This is a genomic window from Geodermatophilus amargosae (assembly GCF_041028265.1).
GTDB lineage: Bacteria > Actinomycetota > Actinomycetes > Mycobacteriales > Geodermatophilaceae > Geodermatophilus > Geodermatophilus amargosae_A.
In genome coordinates this window covers 351913-365509 of record NZ_JABGCW010000005.1, presented here as the reverse complement: position 1 = coordinate 365509, position 13597 = coordinate 351913, and the positions used below count along the sequence as shown (strand labels likewise).

The 13597-nt window shown below is 77.6% G+C and carries 15 protein-coding genes; 4 read left to right on the top strand and 11 right to left on the bottom strand.

The features are described 5' to 3' along the window. Window positions 1–317 precede the first annotated feature (317 nt). Together HLV61_RS09420 and HLV61_RS09415 are read left to right on the top strand one after the other, a co-directional pair. Complete coding sequence (locus HLV61_RS09420) at window positions 318–1307, top strand: DUF2877 domain-containing protein (RefSeq protein WP_369254615.1); 990 nt, start codon at window positions 318–320, stop codon at window positions 1305–1307. Then, the gene (locus HLV61_RS09415) at window positions 1214–1720 is read left to right on the top strand and encodes a DUF4287 domain-containing protein (RefSeq protein ID WP_369254613.1); all 507 of its coding nucleotides are present in this window, start codon (window positions 1214–1216) and stop codon (window positions 1718–1720) included. Before HLV61_RS09420 ends, HLV61_RS09415 begins: the two co-directional genes overlap by 94 nt. Before the next feature lie 17 nt (window positions 1721–1737). Here HLV61_RS09415 and hisG read toward each other — a convergent pair whose 3' ends face one another. The 7 genes from hisG to rpe all read right to left on the bottom strand — a co-directional run bounded on the left by hisG (window position 1738) and on the right by rpe (window position 7155). Continuing rightward, window positions 1738–2604, bottom strand: coding sequence for an ATP phosphoribosyltransferase (gene hisG / locus HLV61_RS09410; RefSeq protein ID WP_369254611.1), 867 nt, complete (start codon window positions 2602–2604; stop codon window positions 1738–1740). A gap of 81 nt (window positions 2605–2685) precedes the next feature. Beyond that, window positions 2686–2949 carry a phosphoribosyl-ATP diphosphatase gene (locus HLV61_RS09405; RefSeq protein WP_369254609.1) on the bottom strand — a complete coding sequence of 88 codons (264 nt, stop codon included), beginning with the start codon at window positions 2947–2949 and terminating at the stop codon, window positions 2686–2688. Beyond that, complete coding sequence (ribH, locus tag HLV61_RS09400; protein WP_369254607.1) at window positions 2946–3473, bottom strand: 6,7-dimethyl-8-ribityllumazine synthase; 528 nt, start codon at window positions 3471–3473, stop codon at window positions 2946–2948. Before ribH ends, HLV61_RS09405 begins: the two co-directional genes overlap by 4 nt. After that, complete coding sequence (locus HLV61_RS09395) at window positions 3470–4792, bottom strand: bifunctional 3,4-dihydroxy-2-butanone-4-phosphate synthase/GTP cyclohydrolase II (RefSeq protein WP_369254605.1); 1323 nt, start codon at window positions 4790–4792, stop codon at window positions 3470–3472. The genes ribH and HLV61_RS09395 overlap by 4 nt, the downstream gene beginning before the upstream one ends. Next, complete coding sequence (locus HLV61_RS09390; protein WP_369254603.1) at window positions 4789–5412, bottom strand: riboflavin synthase; 624 nt, start codon at window positions 5410–5412, stop codon at window positions 4789–4791. The genes HLV61_RS09395 and HLV61_RS09390 overlap by 4 nt, the downstream gene beginning before the upstream one ends. 1 nt (window position 5413) lies before the next feature. After that, window positions 5414–6475 carry a bifunctional diaminohydroxyphosphoribosylaminopyrimidine deaminase/5-amino-6-(5-phosphoribosylamino)uracil reductase RibD gene (ribD, locus tag HLV61_RS09385; RefSeq protein ID WP_369254601.1) on the bottom strand — a complete coding sequence of 354 codons (1062 nt, stop codon included), beginning with the start codon at window positions 6473–6475 and terminating at the stop codon, window positions 5414–5416. Continuing rightward, the gene (rpe, locus tag HLV61_RS09380) at window positions 6472–7155 is read right to left on the bottom strand and encodes a ribulose-phosphate 3-epimerase (protein WP_369254599.1); all 684 of its coding nucleotides are present in this window, start codon (window positions 7153–7155) and stop codon (window positions 6472–6474) included. The genes ribD and rpe overlap by 4 nt, the downstream gene beginning before the upstream one ends. Window positions 7156–7436: 281 nt before the next feature. Here rpe and HLV61_RS09375 point away from each other — a divergent pair, with 281 nt between their 5' ends. Continuing rightward, window positions 7437–7664 (top strand): hypothetical protein, encoded by a 228-nt coding sequence (locus tag HLV61_RS09375; protein ID WP_369254597.1) that lies wholly within the window; start codon window positions 7437–7439, stop codon window positions 7662–7664. Between the two features lie 336 nt (window positions 7665–8000). Further along, the gene (locus HLV61_RS09370; RefSeq protein WP_369254595.1) at window positions 8001–8639 is read left to right on the top strand and encodes a hypothetical protein; all 639 of its coding nucleotides are present in this window, start codon (window positions 8001–8003) and stop codon (window positions 8637–8639) included. A gap of 85 nt (window positions 8640–8724) precedes the next feature. Here the strand turns inward: HLV61_RS09370 and HLV61_RS09365 are convergent, their stop codons facing one another. From HLV61_RS09365 to HLV61_RS09350, 4 genes are read right to left on the bottom strand one after another with little or no spacing between them, the layout of a single operon-like run. After that, entirely contained in the window at window positions 8725–10116 is a 1392-nt protein-coding gene (locus HLV61_RS09365) for an RsmB/NOP family class I SAM-dependent RNA methyltransferase (RefSeq protein ID WP_369254593.1), read from the bottom strand. Further along, window positions 10113–11090, bottom strand: a complete 978-nt coding sequence (gene fmt, locus HLV61_RS09360; RefSeq protein WP_369254591.1) for a methionyl-tRNA formyltransferase — start codon at window positions 11088–11090, stop codon at window positions 10113–10115. Before fmt ends, HLV61_RS09365 begins: the two co-directional genes overlap by 4 nt. After that, window positions 11039–11572 carry a peptide deformylase gene (gene def / locus HLV61_RS09355; protein WP_369254589.1) on the bottom strand — a complete coding sequence of 178 codons (534 nt, stop codon included), beginning with the start codon at window positions 11570–11572 and terminating at the stop codon, window positions 11039–11041. The genes fmt and def overlap by 52 nt, the downstream gene beginning before the upstream one ends. Window positions 11573–11628: 56 nt before the next feature. Further along, window positions 11629–13575 carry a primosomal protein N' gene (locus tag HLV61_RS09350; RefSeq protein ID WP_369254587.1) on the bottom strand — a complete coding sequence of 649 codons (1947 nt, stop codon included), beginning with the start codon at window positions 13573–13575 and terminating at the stop codon, window positions 11629–11631. Window positions 13576–13597 lie beyond the last annotated feature (22 nt).

The following is a 13597-nucleotide window of genomic DNA, read 5'->3' as shown; positions in this document are numbered from 1 at the left end:
CTGGAAGGGTGCGGTCGGGTAGGACCCCGAGGTCATCGATGCCTCACTGTGGGTCACGACACACTCTCCTCGTCGGCCAGTGTCCATGTCGAGTTGCAGCAACCTGGCAGGTGTGCCTGGACGGGCACACCCATTCTTGGCCACATTCGCCATACGAGGACGTGCGACTCGCCGCCTAGCTTCGAGCCAGTCGGCCCGTCCGCTGGATGGTAGGCGCTCACCGGAGACGGTGTGCCGCCCCCTCCGGAGGACGATCCGGCTCGGCTGGAGCCGAGTGGAGGGTCGCTCCCGCCGTCCGACGGGGAAGGGCAGCTCAGATGCGCACCATCGACCACACGACCACCGGTCCCACGACCGCCGGCCCCGGACGGGCCGCCCGTGCCGGCGTCCCCACGATCCCCCTGCCCCGCGCGTCGGCGCAGGAGACGGTGCGGACCGCGTCGCCGGTCCGCACCCCGTCCGCCGTGCCGTCCTCCGCCAGCACCGGCATCGCCGACCTGCTGCGTGGCCCGGTGCGCCCGGCCCGGGTGCTCATGAGCGGGCCGGCCGCCGTGTACCTGCAGGTCTCCACCGAGCGCGGCAGCGACGTCGTCGGCGTCCTCACCAGCGACGCCGCCCGCCTGCCGCTGGGCTGCGTGCTCTTCCGGCCGAGCAACGGCCGCCCCCTGGTCGCGCTGCCCAGCGGCGCGCCCGCGCAGGTCGGTGGCGGCCGGATCGTCGTCGGCGACCTGGTCGTGCGGGCCGCGGCCTGGTGGGACCCGCAGCCCCGGCTGCCCAGCCCGCACCCGGCGCTGCTGCCCGAGGGCGTGCGCCAGCTGCGCACCACGCTCTACGGCGAGGGCGTCCCGCACAGCGCGTTCACCCTCCCCGGCCTGCCGGCCGGCCCGGGTGGCCCGCTGGCCGCGCTGCGCGGCGCCGTCCGCCGGGCCGACCTCGACGCCGCGCTGCGCACCGCCGCCCGGCTGATCGGCCTCGGCCCCGGCCTCACCCCCGCCGGCGACGACGTCATGGCCGGCACGATGGCCGGGCTGGTGCTGCTGCGGCACCCGGCCGCCGAGCGGTTCGCCGCGGGCGTCTACTCGCTGGCCGCCGGCCGCACCACCGAGCTGTCCCGGGCGCTGCTGCGGCACGCCGCGGCCGGCCGGGTCAGCGGTGAGTACGCCGCCGTGCTGCAGGGCCTGGTCGGGGAGCGCCCGCTCGGCCCGGCCATCGAGTGCCTGCTGGCCACCGGCTCCACCAGCGGCCGGGCCATGGCGCTGGGCCTGTGCACCGCGATCGACCTGGTGGACCGCACCACCCGGCGCTGACCGCACCGGCACACGCCGGCGGCCCCCTCCCCACCCGGGGAGGGGGCCGCTGTCGTGTGGTCGACGAGTTCCCGCGCCGGCGGGCGTCTCCCCTGCGACCCCCCTCGACTCCAGGAGTCCGCGATGTCCTTCCGGCCCACCTCGACGCGCTCGAGGGGAGGACCGGGCACACCCCGCGCGAGCTCCTCGCGCAGGCGCACGAGCGCGGCCTCGACGCCCCGGGCACGAAGGCCGGGGTCGTCGTGTCCTGGATGGCCGACGACCACGGGGTCGGCCGGCGGCACGCCATGGCCCTCGTCCACGTGCCGAGGAACGGCGCGACGATCAGCGCGGGGCACGTGGGCGGCACCGGCTCGCACCGCGACGGGTCCGGCACCCTCCGGCTCGACGGCGTCGCCACGAAGCCGGCCTGAGGACCGCGCCCGGGTCCTCAGATGCGGCAGGCGTGGATGCTCGTGACGAGGATCGCGCGGGCGCCGAGCTCCCAGAGCTCGTCCATGACCCGGTTGGTGTCGTTCTGCCGCACCATCGCGCGCACCGCCGACCAGCCCTCGGTCTGCAGCGGGCTGACCGTCGGCCCCTCCAGGCCGGGGGTCAGCGCGGTGGCCCGCGGGAGCAGCTCGTTGGGGCAGTCGTAGTCGAGCATCACGTACTGCCGGGCCACGAGGACCCCGCGCAGCCGGCGCCGCAGCTGGGCGACGGCGGGGATCTCCTCGGCGCCCTCCCGGCGGACCAGCACCGCCTCGCTGGTGAGCACCGGCTCCCCGATGATCCGCAGGCCCGCCGCGCGCAGCGTCGTCCCGGTCTCGACGACGTCGCACACCGCGTCGGCCACCCCGAGGCGGCAGGCGGTCTCCACCGCGCCGTCGAGCTTGACCACGGCGGCCTTGATGCCGGACTCCTCCAGGTACCGCTGCAGCAGCACCGGGTAGGCGGTGGCGATCCGCTTGCCGGCCAGCTGGTCGACGGAGTCGATGACGGACTCCACGGGGCTGGCGAAGCGGAAGGACGAGCGGCCGAAGCCCAGCGGCATGACCTCGGCCGCGGCCGGGCCCTCGCCGTCGGCCGGTGCGGTCTCCAGCAGCATGTCGCGGCCGGTGATGCCGACGTCGAGGGTGCCGGCGGCGACGTAGACGGCGATGTCGCGCGGGCGCAGGTAGAAGAACTCGGTGTCGCTCTCGGGGTCGTACACCGCGAGGTCCTTGGTGCTGCGCCGCTGCCGGTAGCCGCTCTCGCTGAGCATATCGGCCGCGGGCTCGCTGAGGACGCCCTTGTTGGGCACGGCGATGCGCAGCACTGTCTGTCTCCTTCGTCGAGCGGGTGGGACGGCCCCCGCGCAGGGGCCCGCGGTGTGCGGAGCGTGCCGTGGGGGCCGTCGTCAGAGGTGGGTGTAGACGTCGTCGAGGCTCAGCCCGCGGGCGAGCATGAGGACCTGCACCCGGTAGAGGAGCTGGCTGATCTCCTCGGCGGTCCGCTCGGGCCCCTCGTGCTCGGCGGCCATCCACGACTCGGCGGCCTCCTCGACCACCTTCTTGCCCGCGGCGTGCACGCCGTCGCGGACGGCGGTCACGGTGCCCGAGCCGGGGTCGCCCACGGCGACCTTGGCCGAGAGCTCGGCGAACAGCGCGTCGAAGGTCTTCACGCCAGGCCCTGCCCGACGACGGGGGTGGCCTGGAAGCCGGTGGCCCGCGGCGCAGGACGCAGCCCGCGGAGGGTGAGGGCGGTGGCCAGCGCGGCGACCGCGGCCTCCCAGCCCTTGTCCTCCGTCGAGCCGGGCAGGCCGGCCCGGGCACGCGCCTGCTCCTCGGTGTCGCAGGTCAGCACGCCGTTGCCCACCGGCTTGCCGGCGTCGAGCGCCACCCGGGTGAGGCCCGCGGTGACGGCGTCGCAGACGTACTCGAAGTGCGGCGTCCCGCCGCGGATGACCACACCGAGGGCGACGACGGCGTCGTGCCGCTCGGCCAGCGCCTGCGCGACCACCGGCAGCTCCACCGCGCCCGGCGCGCGCACGACCGTCGGCGACGGGATGCCGCTGGCGCGGGCGGCCTCGACCGCGCGGCTGAGCAGCGCGTCGGTGATCTCGGCGTGCCAGGTGGTGGCCACGATGCCCAGCGTCAGGCCGGCGGCGTCGACCGCACCCGCCTCCGGGCGCCCCTGACCGCTCACAGCTGCTGCTCCTGCTGCCGCAGGGGGACGTCGGTCCCGGGGACGGTGGCCGGCTCCCCGGCGGGGACGTCGGCCGGGCCGGACTCGGTCTCGGGCTCGATGATGTCGAGCAGGTGGCCCATCCGGTCGCGCTTGGTGCGCAGGTAGGCGAGGTTCTCGGCGGTGACGGTGCTGGGCAGGGGCACCCGGCCGGTGACCTTGAGCCCGTAGCCCTCCAGGCCCGCGCGCTTGGCCGGGTTGTTGGTCAGCAGCCGCATGGTGTGCACGCCGAGGTCGACGAGGATCTGCGCGCCGGTGCCGTAGTCGCGGGCGTCGGCGGGCAGGCCGAGGTCGAGGTTGGCGTCCACGGTGTCCACGCCGGCGTCCTGGAGCTGGTAGGCCTGCAGCTTGTGCAGCAGGCCGATGCCCCGGCCCTCGTGCCCGCGGACGTAGAGCACGATGCCGCGGCCCTCGTGGGCGACGGCGGCCAGCGCGGCCTGCAGCTGCGGGCCGCAGTCGCAGCGCAGCGAGCCGAAGACGTCGCCGGTGAGGCACTCGGAGTGCACGCGGACCAGCACGTCCTCGCCGTCGCCGATCTCGCCGTAGACGAAGGCCACGTGCTCGCGGTCGTCGTAGGAGCTCGCATAGCCGACCGCGGTGAAGGTGCCCGGTGCCAGCGGCACGGTGGCCTCGGCGACCCGCTCGACCAGCTTGTCGAAGCGCTTGCGGTAGGCGATGAGGTCGGCGATGGAGATCAGGCAGAGGTCGTGCTCGTCGGCGAAGACGCGCAGCTCCTCGGCGCGGGCCATGCCGGTCGGGTCCTTCTCGCTGACCAGCTCGCACAGCGTGCCCGAGGGGCGCAGGCCGGCGAGGACGGCGAGGTCGACGGCGGCCTCGGTGTGCCCGGGCCGGCGCAGCACGCCGCCGTCCTTGGCGCGCAGCGGCACGATGTGGCCGGGCCGGGAGAGGTCGGCCGAGGTCGTGTCGGCGCCGGCGAGCAGCCGGATCGTGTGCGCGCGGTCGACGGCCGAGATGCCCGTCGAGATGCCCTCGCGGGCGTCCACGGTGACGGTGTAGGCGGTGCCGTGGCGGTCCTGGTTGACCCGGAACATCGGCGGCAGGTCCAGCCGGTCGGCGTCGGCCTCGGTGACCGAGACGCAGATGTAGCCGGAGGTGTAGCGGACCATGAAGGCCACGAGCTCCGGCGTCGCGAGCTCGGAGGCGAAGATCAGGTCGCCCTCGTTCTCGCGGTCCTCGTCGTCGATGACGACGACGGGCCGGCCGCTCTTGACCGCGGCGATGGCGGTCTCGACGGAGTCCAGGCGGACGGTGCCGCTCATGCGCGTGCTCCCAGCAGGCGTTCCACGTACTTGGCGATCACGTCGACCTCCAGGTTGACCGGGTCCCCCGGGGCGCGGCGGCCCAGCGTGGTCTCGCGGAGGGTGGCGGGGATGAGACTGACCTCGAACCAGGGCTCGGGGTCGTCGGCAGCGCTCAGCGCGCTCACCGTGAGCGAGACGCCGTCGACGGTGATCGAGCCCTTCTCGACGACGTAGCGCGCGAGCTGCGGCGGCAGGGCCACCCGGACGACGTCCCAGTGCTCGCTCGGCGTGCGGCTCGCGACCGTGCCGACGCCGTCGACGTGGCCCTGCACGACGTGCCCCCCGAGACGACCGCCGGCGGCGACCGCGCGCTCGAGGTTGACCGGGTCACCGTCGGCGAGGGCGCCCAGGCTGCTGCGGCGCAGCGTCTCGGCCATCACGTCGGTGGACCACACGGAGGCGCCGTCGCCGCCGGGCTCGACGCCGGTGACGGTGAGGCAGACGCCGTTGACCGAGATCGAGTCACCGAGGGAGACGTCCTCCAGCACGCGGCGGGCGCGGATGCGCAGCACGGCGGCATCGGCCGAGTCCTCGCGTGCGGCCAGGGAGCCGACCTCCTCGACGATGCCGGTGAACACGTCAGCCCCTCTCGTCGGCGTGCGCTCGGTCCCCAGTGTGACGGGTGGGCCGCAGGCGGATCTGCACGTCCCCGCCCAGCGGGGTGACCTCCCGTAGCTCCAGGGACAGCGCCGCGCCGATCGTGCTGATTCCCAGGTCCCCCACCAGGGAGGGACCGGCGCCGAGGAGTGCGGGTGCGAGGTGGACGACGGCCTCGTCGACCAGCCCGGCGCGCAGGAACGCCGCGGCCAGCGTCGGGCCGCCCTCGAGCAGCACCCGGCGCACGTCACGCTCGAACAGCTCGGCGAGCAGTTCGGCGGGGCCCTCGGCGCGGCTGACGTGGGTGGGCGCCGCGCCGTCGAGGACGCGGGCGGTGGCCGGCAGCCGGCCGCGCCGGTCGTGCACCACCCGCAGCGGCTGGCGGGCGGCGTCGCGGCCGTCGGCGTCGCGGACGGTGAGCCGTGGGTCGTCGGCCAGGGCGGTGCCCGAGCCGACGACGACGGCGTCGCAGGTGGCGCGCAGCGCGTGCACGGCCGCGCGGGCGACCGGGCCGGTGATCCAGCGGCTGGTGCCGTCGGCGGCCGCGACCCGCCCGTCGAGGGTGGCGCCGACCTTCCAGACGACGAACGGCCGGTGCTCGCGGACGCCGGTGAGCCACGCGCCCAGCGCGCCCTCCTCGGCGGCCTCCTGCTCCACGCCCACCTCGACGTCGACCCCCGATGCGCGCAACCGCTCGGCACCGCCGACGGCGAGCCGGGTGGGCTCGGGCACCGCGACGACGACCCGCGCGACCCCCGCGGCCAGCAGCGCGTCGGCGCAGGGGCCGGTGCGGCCGGTGTGCGCGCACGGCTCGAGGGTGACCACGGCGGTGCCGCCGCGGGCGCGCTCTCCGGCCCGGCGCAGCGCGTGCACCTCGGCGTGCGGCCCGCCGGGCGGGGAGGTGGCCCCCTCCCCCGCCACCGTGCCGCCGGCGTCGAGGACGACCGCGCCGACGGCGGGGTTCGGGCTGGTGGTGCCGAGGACGCCCGCACCGAGCTCACGGGCCCGGGCCATGGCGGCCAGCTCCACCGGGGTGACGGTCACGCGGCTCCGGCCGCCTGGGCCCGCAGCGCGGCGATGGCGCGGGCGGGGTCGTCGGCGCCGTAGACCGCCGAGCCCGCCACGAAGACGTCGGCGCCGGCCGCGGCGGCCTGCTCGATGGTGTCGGCGTTGATGCCGCCGTCGACCTCGACCAGCAGCCGCAGGTGGCCGGCGGCGACCAGCTCGCGGGCCCGGCGGACCTTGGGCAGGACCTCGGCCATGAACGCCTGGCCCCCGAAGCCGGGCTCGACGGTCATGACCAGCAGGGTGTCGAAGTCGCGCAGGACGTCCTCGTAGCGCTCCAGCGGCGTGCCGGGCTTGAGTGCCAGGCCGGCCAGGGCGCCGGCGGCGCGGATGTCGCGGGCGACGTCGCGGGGGTCGCCGGTGCAGGCCTCGGCGTGCACGGTGACGTTGCGGGCGCCGACCTCGGCGTAGCCGGGCGCCCAGCGCTCGGGCGCCTCGATCATCAGGTGGCAGTCCAGCGGGATCGGGCTGACGGCCTGGATCGCCTCGACCACCGGCCGGCCCAGGGTCAGGTTGGGCACGAAGTGCGCGTCCATGACGTCGACGTGCAGCCAGTCGGCGTCGGCGACGCGGGCCACCTCGTCGGCCAGCCGGGCGAAGTCCGCCGAGAGCAGGCTGGGGGCGATCATCGGGGTCCGGGCCCCGTCGTCCGAGTGCACGGCGTCCGAGTCTAGGTGCGGGGTGATCACCCCCGGTCCGGCCGGGTGGGCGACCCGTGACACAGCTGCCGGTGCCCCGCGAGATCTGCGCACTCGGGCCCGTCGGGGTGCTGGATGCCCCGAGTGCGCAGATCTCGCCCGAACGGAGGGCTCGATCCCGCTCGGGCAGGGCGTTCCACTCGGCCCAGGAGAGGTCGCGGCCGACGTGGCGGGGTGCGCGCAGCGGCCAGTCCTCGGCCAGCCAGCGGGGCACGAAGGCGTCCAGCGCGGCCTCGACGTCGGTGCCCACCAGCCGGTCCACCACCCACCAGGACACCTCCGCGTCGGCGTCCCCGGCCTTCTCCGGCGGGTCGACGTACACGCAGCCGAGCAGCTCGGTCTCGTCCTCGTCGAGCAGCGCGTGGTCGAAGCTCTCGTGCGCCTCGATCTCCCGCTCGTGGCGGGCGAGGTCCTCGCGGTCCTGCTCCTCGGTCATGGTGGCCGGCGGCCAGCCCCACGCCTCCCCGTAGACGCCCCACAGCCGCTCGCGCGAGCCCATGACGGCGGGGTGGTCGATGGCGGTGTCGGACGCGCGGATCGGGCGCAGGTGCTGTCCGGTGGGCAGGTCGGCACGGGTCGGGTGGGCGAAGTCGTCGGGGAGCCACGGCACGGGCGGGGAGGCTGGGCGGGAACGCCGGCCCGGGGAACGGTGTCCGTCACGGAGCCGGGTGACCGGCGGCCGGACGGGCGTCACCTGGGCGGGTGCCCCCGACCCGCCGTCCGCCTGTTCCCGCCTACCGTCCGTCACCGTGCGTACCGCGACGTCCCCCGGCCACCGGCGCCCGACGTGGCCGTCGGGTGATCCGGTGACGGTCGGTCACCCCCTCCCCGTCCGGCCGGACGTCGACGCCGAGCAGCGGGCCCGCCGGTCGGCGTTCCTGCTGCCGGCGCTGGTGCTCGGGCTGGGCGTGCCGCGGATGGTGCTCACCGGCGAGTACGCCGGCCTGCACGGGGACCTGGCGTGGACCGTCCTCGTCGCCGTCGCCGTGCTCACCGCCGCCGTTCCGCTGCTGGCGCCGCTGGTGCCGGCGCTGGAGCGCCGCGCGGCCGACACCGCGCGGCTGCACGTCGCGCTGCACACGCACACCGACCCCGGCCCGCGGCTGCGGGAGCGGCTCGACCTCGCGGCCCGGCGGGTGGTCCGGCTGCACTGGGTCGGCCGCTTCGTGCCGGTGCTCCCGCTGGTGCTGCTGCTGCAGGCCGACTGGGACCGGCCGGGCGCGGTGCCGGCCGCCGTCGCTGTGGTCGGCGGCTACGCGGTGCTGCGCTCGTGGCACCAGCGGCAGACGCTGGCCGCCGCGCGCTGGGTGGCCGAGCCGCCCGGGCCGCTGCGGGAGGTCCCGCCGCCGTCCTGGTGGGAGCCGTGGCTGGGCGGCCGCCGCCTGCTGGGACTCGTCGCGCTCTACACCCTCGCCGTCGCCGTGGGAGTGCTGACGACCGGCTGACGCCGCACGTCGGCCTGCGGTCGTCTCGCGCCCGCCGGGACGACCACGGGTCGACGACGGGCGCAGGCCGACGACGGGCGCGAGCTCAGCGGGTGCGGCGGAGCAGGGCCATGAACATCGCGTCGGTGCCGTGCCGGTGCGGCCACAGCTGCCCGTACGGCCCGCGCTCGACCCCGGGCACCCCGGCGAACAGCGGCGCCACCGGCAGCACCTCGACGTCGTCGCGCGCGGCCGCGGCGTCGGCGACGTCGACGGTCTCGGCGGCGTGCGGAGAGCAGGTCACGTAGGCCACGACGCCGCCGGGACGCACCGAGGCCAGCGCCCCGTCCAGCAGCGCCGTCTGCAGCTCCACCAGCGGGCCGACGTCCTCGGGCGTGCGGCGCCAGCGCACCTCCGGCCGGCGGCGCAGCGCGCCCAGCCCGGTGCAGGGCGCGTCGAGCAGCACCCGGTCGAAGGAGCCCGGCGGCCACGGCGGCTCGCGGCCGTCGGCGACCAGCACCTCGACGTCGTCCTCCCCGGCCAGCGTGCCGCGGACGAGCTCGGCGCGGTGCGGCGCGCGGTCGGCGGCGGTCAGGTGCACCCCGGCCGGGCGGACGGCGGCCAGCAGCCCCGCCTTGCCGCCGGGACCGGCGCAGACGTCGAGCCAGCGGACGTCCGGGCCCTCGAGGGGTGCGCGGGCCAGCAGCAGCGCCGCGAGCTGGCTGCCCTCGTCCTGCACCGCGGCCGCGCCGGCGCGCACCGACGGCAGCCGGCCGGGGTCCCCCCCGCCGAGCCGCACCGCGTGGGGCGACCACGGCCCCGGCGTCCCGCCGGACTCCTCGGCCAGCGCCGCGCGGTCCACGTGCCGGGCGACCAGGTGCACCTCGGGCGCGGCGTCGTCGGCCAGCAGCGCCGCTTCCAGCTCGTCGTCGCCCCCCAGCGCCTCCCGCCAGGCCGACACGATCCACTCGGGGTGGTCGGTGGCCAGCGCCAGCCGCCGGTCGCCCTCGGCGGCGAGCTGTCCGAGCCAGGCGGCCCGGTCGCCGCCCGTGGCCACCTTGCGCAGGACGGCGTTCACCAGGCCGGAGGCGCCGGTGCCGACGATGGCGCGGGTCAGGTCGACGGTGGTGGTGACGGCGGCGTGCGCGGGCACCCTCAGGTCCAGCACCTGGTAGGCGCCCAGCCGCAGCAGGTCGAGGACGCGCCGGTCGAGGTCGGCCAGCGGGCGGTCGACCAGCCGGGCCAGCACCGCGTCGAGGGTGCCCTGCGCGCGCAGCGCCCCGTAGGCCAGCTGGGTGGCGAAGGCGGCGTCGCGGGGCTCGAGGGAGCGCTCGCGCAGGAGCTGGGGCAGCAGCAGGTTGGCGTAGGCCCCGCGCGCCGAGACGCCGTCGAGGACGTCGTAGGCGGTCAGCCGGGCGCCGTCGAGGGGCGCGCGCCGGGTCGGTCGGGAGGGCCGCCGCTCCGGGCGGCCGGCCGGGCGCCGGGGCGGCCGCGTCATGCGCCCAGCCGCTCGCCGGGCGCCGGGCGGGCGCCGCGGGCCCAGTCGGCGGCCGGCAGCACCCGCTTGCCGGCCGGCTGCACCTCGCCCAGCCGGACCGCACCCCGGCCGGTGCCGACGACGACGCCGTCCGGACCCGCCGCGACCTCACCGGGCTCCAGCGCGGGCGGGCTCGGCAGCGGCTCGACCGGGCCCAGCCGCAGCCGGTCCCCGCGCCAGGTGGTCCACGCGCCCGGGGCCGGGGTCACGCCCCGCACCCGCCGGTCGACGACGTGCGCCGGCAGCGCCCAGTCGACCTGCGCGTCGGCGGTCTCGATGCGCGGCGCGAGGCTCACGCCGTCGGCCGGCTGCGCCCGGGGCACGAGCGTGCCGGCGGCGATGCCGTCGAGGGTGGCGACCAGCAGCCGCGCGCCGCTGACCGCGAGGCGGCCCAGCAGGTCCCCGGCGGTGTCGCGCGGGCCGATCGGCTCGGTGACCACGCCGAAGACCGGCCCGGTGTCCAGGCCCTGCTCCAGCCGGAAGGTGCACGCGCCGGTGACCTCGTCGCCGGCCATGAGGGCGTGCTGCACCGGAGCGGCGCCGCGCCAGGCCGGCAGCAGCGAGAAGTGCAGGTTGACCCAGCCGTGCGCGGGGAGGTCGAGCGCGGCCGGCGGGACCAGCGCGCCGTAGGCGACCACGGGCGCGCAGTCGACGGCGAGGTCGGCGAGCTGGGCCAGGAACTCCGGCTCGCGCGGCGAACGGGGCTGCAGCACGGGCAGGCCGGCGGCGTCGGCGCGCTCGGCCACCGGGGAGCGGCTGACCTTCCGGCCGCGGCCGGAGCGGGCGTCGGGGCGGGTGAGGACGGCGGCCACCTCGTGGCCGGAGGCCAGCAGCGCCTCCAGCGAGGGGACGGCGGGCCCGGGCGTCCCGGCGAACAGGAGCCTCAGTGGGGGCTCACCTCCACGCGCGGCACCCAGGCCTGCATGCCCCGCCACTCGGCCTCGGCGAGCTCGGCCAGCGCGGCGGCGCGCGCCTCGGGGTCCAGGCGGTCGACGAACACCACGCCGTCGAGGTGGTCGACCTCGTGCTGGACCGCGCGGGCCAGCAGGTCCGAGCCCTCCACCCGCACCGGGTCCCCGTGCACGTTCCAGCCGGTGGCCACGACGTGCAGGTGGCGCCGGCAGTCGAAGCGGTAACCCGGGATGGACAGGCAGCCCTCCGGCGCCTCCTCGGTCTCCTCGCCGACCAGGTCCACCGACGGGTTGACCAGGTGGCCCAGCTCGCCGTCGACGTACCAGGTGAACACCCGCAGCCCGACGCCGATCTGCGGCGCGGCCAGCCCGGCACCGCCGGCGGCGTGCATCGTCTCGGTCAGGTCGGTGACCAGGCCGCGCAGCTCGGCGTCGAAGTCGACGACGGGGGCCGCGGGCCGGTGCAGGACGGGGTCGCCCAGCAGCCGGATGGGGGTGACGCTCACCGGTCGATCGTAGGTGAGCGGCAGGAATGGCCATCTCCGCCGCCCGGCTCCTGCGGCTAGACCAGCTCGAGCGGGTCGAGCTGGACCCGGACGTGCTCGGGCACCTTCCTCGCGCTGCGCACGCCCTGCACCTCCGCCAGCGCGGTGGCCAGCGCCAGGCCCTCGCCGCGCGGCACCCGCACGAGGAAGCGCTCGCGCTCCCCCTCCTGACCCGGGCGGGGCGGCTCGGGGACCGGGCCGAGCAGGTCGGCGGCGGCGGGGAGGCGGGCGGCCGCGAGGAACTCCGCCAGCGCCGACGGCGACCCCGACAGCGCGGCCATCCGGGTGGCCGGCGGGAAGCCGAGCTCGCGGCGGTCGACGAGCTCCCGCTCGGCCAGCCAGCCCGGGTCCCAGCGGACCAGCGCCTGCACCACCGGGTGCGCGGCGTCGGCGGCGACGACGACCGAGCCGTGCGGCCGCACCAGCGTGGCGGCGTTCATCCAGCGGCGCAGCGTCTCCTCCCCGGCGCGCAGGTCGGCGCGCCCCAGCAGCGCCCAGGAGTCGAGCAGCAGCGCCGCGCCGTACCCGCCCTCGGCCACCGGCTCGGCGCCCGGGGTGGCCACCACCAGCGACGGCCCGCCCGGCACGGACGGCAGCACGCCTGAGCCGCGGCCCGACACCCGCACCGCCGCGCCGGGGAACGCCCGGCCCAGCTCCTCCGCGGTCCGCGAGGCGCCGACGACGGAGGCGCGCAGCTTGGTGCCGTGGCAGTGCGGGCAGTCGAAGGTGGCCGCCGGGCGGGCGCACCAGCGGCAGGCCGGCACCCGCGATCCGCCCGGCCCGGGGGCCGGCGCGATGCCGAGCGGCCCCGAGCACACGGCGCAGCGGGCCGGTCCCCGGCAGCGGTCGCAGGACAGCCCGGGCGCGTAGCCGGCGCGCGGCACCTGCACCAGCACCGGCGCCCCCTCCGCCAGCGCGGCGCGGGCCACGCGGTGGGCGAGGCTGGGCAGCCGGGCGGTGCGGGCGGCGGGGTCGCGGGCGAGCTCGTGGTCCTCGCCGAGGGCCTGCACGCGCGGGGCGGCCGCGCGCAGGGTGGCCCGGTCGGCGGTCAGCTCGTGCGCCCAGCCGCTCTGCACCAGCAGCTCCGCCTCGGCCGTCCGCGCGGTGGCCGCGACGACGGCGGCGCAGGAGGTCAGGTGCGCGCGGTGCACGAGCACGTCGCGGGCGTGCGCGTAGGGCGCGCGGGGCTCGGCGTGCAGGTCGTCCCCGTCGTCCCAGACGGCCACCAGGCCGAGGTCGGCGACCGGCGCGAAGGCCGCGGCGCGCGTGCCGAGGACCACCCTCGCGCTGCCGCGGGCGGCGTCGAGGAAGCGGCGGTAGCGGGCGTCGGGGGCGGCGTCGGCGCGCAGGACGACGAAGGAGCCCCGTGGCAGCCGGGCGGTGGCCGCGGCCTCCAGTCGGTCGAGGTCGCGGCCGTCGGGGACGACGACGAGCGCGCCGCGGCCGCCCGACAGCGCCGCCTGGCACAGCTCTGCCAGCCGCGCGGGCCAGTCCTCCCCCGGCAGCGCCGTCCACACCGCGCGGGCCGGACGGCCCTCGGCGACGGCGCCCAGCAGGGCCGGGCCGGTCGGGTAGCGGGCGAAGCCGGCCGGGTCGGGCGGTTCCGGCGGCGGGGGCGGATCGGCGGCGGGGCGCTTCTCGGCGGCGGCGCGGCGCGGCGGGACGGCCAGCCGCAGGACGTCGGTCAGCGTGCCGCCCCAGCGCTGGGCGACCGAGCGGGCGAGCGCGGCGACCTCCGGGGTGAGCACCGGCTCGCCGGAGACGAGCTTGGCCAGCGGCGCGAGCGTGCGGCCGCTCTCGCTGGTGTCGGCGAGCTCGAGGACGAACCCGTCGACGAGCTGCCCGGCGAAGCGGACCCGCACCCGGCAGCCGGCCCGGACCCCACCGGCCAGCTCGTCGGGGACCGCGTAGTCGAAGGTGCGGTCCAGGTGCGCCAGGGGCACGTCGACGACGACCCGGGCCACGCGGGGATGGCCCGGGTCGCCG

Bases quoted from the DNA above. Each gene is read 5' to 3' on its own strand.
- HLV61_RS09420 (WP_369254615.1), top strand. From the start codon at position 318: ATGCGCACCATCGACCACACGACCACCGGTCCCACGACCGCCGGCCCC.
- HLV61_RS09365 (WP_369254593.1), bottom strand. From the start codon at position 10,116: ATGACGCGGCCGCCCCGGCGCCCGGCCGGCCGCCCGGAGCGGCGGCCC.
- HLV61_RS09395 (WP_369254605.1), bottom strand. From the start codon at position 4,792: ATGAGCGGCACCGTCCGCCTGGACTCCGTCGAGACCGCCATCGCCGCG.